This is a genomic window from Luteibacter sp. SVR4-7G, from assembly GCF_056755555.1.
Map to the genome: position 1 here is coordinate 1 of NZ_JBPGXO010000084.1, position 4,437 is coordinate 4,437.

Annotated in this window: 4 protein-coding genes; all 4 read right to left on the reverse strand. The window is 65.4% G+C overall.

Annotated elements, in window-relative coordinates; all coding sequences use genetic code 11:
- Positions 1–127: 127 nt before the first annotated feature.
- The 4 genes from ACR9ZH_RS18330 to ACR9ZH_RS18345 are packed head-to-tail and all read right to left on the reverse strand — an operon-like array spanning position 128 to position 4,303.
- Positions 128–1,747, reverse strand: coding sequence for an MFS transporter (locus ACR9ZH_RS18330; protein WP_481292200.1), 1,620 nt, complete (start codon positions 1,745–1,747; stop codon positions 128–130).
- Positions 1,737–2,165, reverse strand: a complete 429-nt coding sequence (locus tag ACR9ZH_RS18335) for a DoxX family protein (protein ID WP_481292203.1) — start codon at positions 2,163–2,165, stop codon at positions 1,737–1,739. Before ACR9ZH_RS18335 ends, ACR9ZH_RS18330 begins: the two co-directional genes overlap by 11 nt.
- A complete protein-coding gene (locus ACR9ZH_RS18340) occupies positions 2,150–4,039 on the reverse strand; it encodes an amidohydrolase (RefSeq protein ID WP_481292201.1) in 1,890 nt (629 codons plus the stop codon). The genes ACR9ZH_RS18335 and ACR9ZH_RS18340 overlap by 16 nt, the downstream gene beginning before the upstream one ends.
- A gap of 18 nt (positions 4,040–4,057) precedes the next feature.
- The gene (locus tag ACR9ZH_RS18345; protein WP_481292202.1) at positions 4,058–4,303 is read right to left on the reverse strand and encodes a DUF1427 family protein; all 246 of its coding nucleotides are present in this window, start codon (positions 4,301–4,303) and stop codon (positions 4,058–4,060) included.
- Positions 4,304–4,437: the final 134 nt, after the last annotated feature.

Sequence of the window (4,437 nt, forward strand, 5' to 3'; positions counted from 1 at the left end):
GACGTAGACATGCGTGGTGTCGTATTGGGGCCCGACCGCGTAGTCGTCGCTGGATGCGTGCGCGGCGGACACCGTGGCGAGTGCAAGGGAGAAGAATATAAAGAAGCGTCGCATGGCAGTACCCGGTTCATGTAAAGAGATGGTCGCGCGCGAGCGAACGCGCATCGACGCCGATCAGGTGGGATACCCTCGGTGGTTGGGCACCCCGGTGGTAGGCGGTGGCTTCCGATTGCAGGTCGGCACCTGCCCGGGAAAAACGCTCGTGTTGACGAAGGTGTTCCGCCCATGATTCCACCATGAACCATTCCACGACGCGTTCCGGATCCCCGGCGTCCTGGGTCACGCCCCATGCATAGGCACCGTCGCGACGGCGCTCCATGGACAGGCGCTCGAGCACCCTGAGGAAGGCGACCTGATGGTCCTTGCCGACACTGTATTCCACGAGGATCAACACCGGCCCGCGATCGTTGGCGATCGGCTCGGCCAGCAGCGGTTCCGCCCAATGGTGCGATGAAGTCAGATCGAGTTCCGACGCAGGCAGGGGGAGCCTGCGCATGATGAGCGCGGCCACCACCAACCCGCCGGTGCTGACAAGGAGCGCGGTAGCCAGGCTGGTAGCTTCGGCGAGAGCACCCCATCCGATGCTCCCGGTCGCCATCGCGCCGTTGAACACGGTGAGGTATACCGCGAGGCCACGGCCACGCACCCAATTGGGCAGGATTCCCTGGGCCACGCCGTTGAACGTCGTGAGCGACATGATCCAGGCGCCACCCAGGACGAGCAGGGCCAGGAGCGCCACCGGTTTCACCGGCACGAGCGCCAGTGTGCCCATGACCAGCGCGGACATGAGCGAGGCGCCGAGAAGGAGTGCATCCGCGCTGCACCTGACGCGGAACCGCGGCAGCAGAAGGGCGCCCACGATCGCGCCGGCGCCAACCGCACCCATCAGTACGCCATAGAAGCCCGCCCCGCCTTGCAACGTATTTCTCGCTACCAGGGGCAGGAGAGCCCAGACCGCGCTGGTAAAGATGAAGAACACGGCCGCGCGGATGAGGACCACGTGCAGCTCGCGGCTCGCCTTGGTGTATCTCAGCCCTGCGCGGAAGGCTCCGAGGAAGTTCTCGGGCAGCGCGGTTCCGGCACCGCCCCTCCGCTTCCACCAGACCAGTGCCGCCATGACGAGGAAGTAACTGCATACGTCGATGCCATAGGTCACCGCCGCACCCGCCGCAGCGAGGACCACGCCGCCCACCGCGGGGCCGATGGCCCGCGAAATGTTCACGCCGAGCGAGTTCAGTGCCACGGCGTCCTTGAGTTCGCTCCGGTCCACCAGTTCAGGCACGATCGACTGCCACGTGGGACCTACGAGAGCGGCGCCGATGCCCCCCGCGAAGGTCAGCGCGATGAGCGCCGGAATGCTCAGGGCGCCGGTGAAACTCAGGACCATCAACGCGGCACTGACGAGCGCCAGCAAGACCTGCACGGCCAGCAGGAAATGCCGGCGGTCAAGGATGTCGGACATCACGCCGGCCGGAATGGCCAGCAGGAAGATGGGCAGCGTGCCCGCGCTCTGGATGAGCGAGACGGCCGCAGGCCCCCCGCCCAGTTCGGTCGCCATCCAGGAGCTGGCGATGTCACGCATGAAGGTCCCGGTATTGCCCAGGACCGTGGCGCCCCACAATACAGCGAAGGTGGCATGCTTGAGCGGCCGCAGACTGTCCGCCGCCCTGGCCCCTTCACCGTTCACGGCGTCGCCCTCGCAGGTCAAGCCACCCGACGAAGACGAAGGCCCCCACGAGTCCCAGGTGCTCGAAAAAACCGTTCATCAACATGTCTCGCCCCGGGCCCGGAGCCGCGCTCCACCAGGCGTTGGCGAGAAAGTTGGCGGCGAAGGTAAACGCAGCCAGGGCGAACGCGCCGAGCCAGCGGAAGCGGCCGGTCAGGATCGCCGCCGAACAAACCAGCTCGAGCGCCACGACGCCGGAGGCGAAGAATGCCGCGGGACGCAGGCCAAAATGCTCCATCTCGCGGAGCGCGGCGTTCCAGTCCAGGAGCTTGCAGAACGGCCCTTGCAGATAGGCCGAGCAGAGCGCAAGGAGGGCGATCCAGAGCACTGCATCGATGCGTGGACTAGCGGTGGAGGCGCGCATCAGATGGCCCAGCACGCGCAACCGAGCGCGCCCCAAAAACTCTTGAAATCGTCCACCGGCACGTTGGCCGCGTGCGCTCGCCCGTGATCGTGCCCGTGCACCGCGCAGCCGGAAGAGCATCCGCATGCCGCCTGCGCACGCCTCGCCATGGCTGCCCCACTGGCCTGACCCTGCGCCGCCCACGCCGCGTAGCCACCGTAATCGCGCACCGGGGACCAGTCAGGCATGGCGGGAGGCACCGTGCTTTCGTCGAACGGTTTGAACGGCCCCGCCGCGAAGACCACCTTGCCGCCGACGAGCGTCAGGAGGGACGTCGTCTGCGCGATCTCGTCCTCGGGGCAGCTGAAGAAATCCCGGTCCGGAACGATCAGGTCGGCCAGCTGGCCTTCGGCGATGCGTCCCTTGACTCCTTCCTCGTTAGAGAACCAGGTGACGTTTTCAGTCCACATGCGTAGTGCGTCCTCGCGATCTAGACAGTTCTTCTGCGGGTAGAGGCGCATGCCGCCCACGGTGCGCCCGGTCGTCAGCCAGGCCAGCGAAACCCAGGGGTTATACGAGGCGACCCGCGTGGCATCGGTACCCGCGGAGGTCCGCACACCTGCCGCGAGGATCTTCTTGACCGGCGGGGTGGTCTCCGCGGCGCCGGCACCGTACCGCTCCACGAAGTATTCGCCCTGGTAGGCCATGCGATGCTGCACGGCGATGCCTCCGCCCAGGGCCGCGATGCGGTCGATGGACGCGTCGGAAATCGTCTCCGCATGGTCGAAGAACCAGCGGATCCCATCGAGTGGGATATCCCGGTTGACGCGCTCGAAGACATCGAGCGCCCTGCTGATCGTCTCGTCATATGTGGCGTGCAGGCGCCACGGCCAGCGGTTCTGCGCGAGGATGCGCACCACCTCTTCCAGCTCACCTTCCATTTCCGGAGCCATGTCGGGCCGTGGCTGGCGGAAGTCTTCGAAGTCGGCTGCCGAGAAAACCAGCATCTCACCGGCACCATTGTGGCGAAAATATTCATCGCCCTGCTGATAGGTCACAGACCGCGTCCAGGCCAGGAAGTCGTCCTTTTCCTTCTTGGGCTTCTGCGTAAACAGGTTATATGCGATGCGAACAGTCAGCAGATTGGCCGCGGAAAGCTGGCGGATGACTTCGTAATCATCGGGCCAGTTCTGCGCGCCTCCGCCCGCGTCGATCGCTCCCGTTACCCCCAGCCGGTTCAGTTCGCGCATGAAGTGGCGGGTGGAGTTGACCTGGTACTCGAGCGGCAGCTTCGGACCCTTGGCGAGCGTGGCGTAGAGGATGGCGGCATTGGGCTTGGCCAGCAGAAGACCCGTCGGATCTCCGCTGGCGTTCCGCAGGATCTCTCCACCTGGTGGATCTGGGGTGTTCCGATCGTAACCGCATGCGCGCAGCGCGGCTCCGTTCAACAGGGCGCGATCGTAGAGATGCAGGATGAATACCGGTGTATCCGGCGCGACCGCGTTCAGCTCTTCGAGCGTGGGGAGGCGCTTCTCGGCGAACTGGTGCTCCGTGAATCCACCCACCACTCGCACCCATTGAGGTGGCGGCGTGATTTCAACCTGGCGGCGCAGCATGCGCATCGCGTCCGCCAGACTGGCCACCCCATCCCACCGCAGTTCCATGTTGTAGCTGAGCCCGCCACGGATCAGGTGGAGATGATTGTCGATGAGCCCGGGAAGCACCCGACGCCCGCCCACGTCGATGACCCGGGTCCCCGGCCCGGCCAACGACAGCACTTCGCGGTCGTCGCCGAGTTTGATGAAGCGCCCGTCGCGAATGGCGACCGCGCTCACGGTAGGCCGGCTACGGTCGAGAGTCGTAAAGAGACCGTGGTGCAGAATGAGTTCGGCGACTGCTTCGTTAGACATGGAGACTCCGAATACCAGTCAGGTAGGGTCGCGGTCCGAAGGCGGAACCGGATCGCGCTTCTGGATGGCGAAGCTCTTGCTGTGCAGCAGACCGGCCAGAACGTCGGGATGTCCCTTGGCCCACGACACCGCGGCCTCGCCGGCAAGCATGCCGAGCAAGCCGAGCAGCGCGATCATCGGCGGTGCCGGGGAGCGCACTCCGAAGCAACCGTAGGCGATACCGACGGCCAACCCGAAAACCAGGGAGATGAGATAGGGAGTCATAGCCTTAGGCCGCTTCAGACGCATGTTCGCCCAATGCCCACTTGGAGAACCGGACCTGGATGCCGTAGGGCGACAGGGCACGCAAGATATCCATGACGCCTTCATAGGTCGAGCTGCGCGCCCAGTCCTGCTGC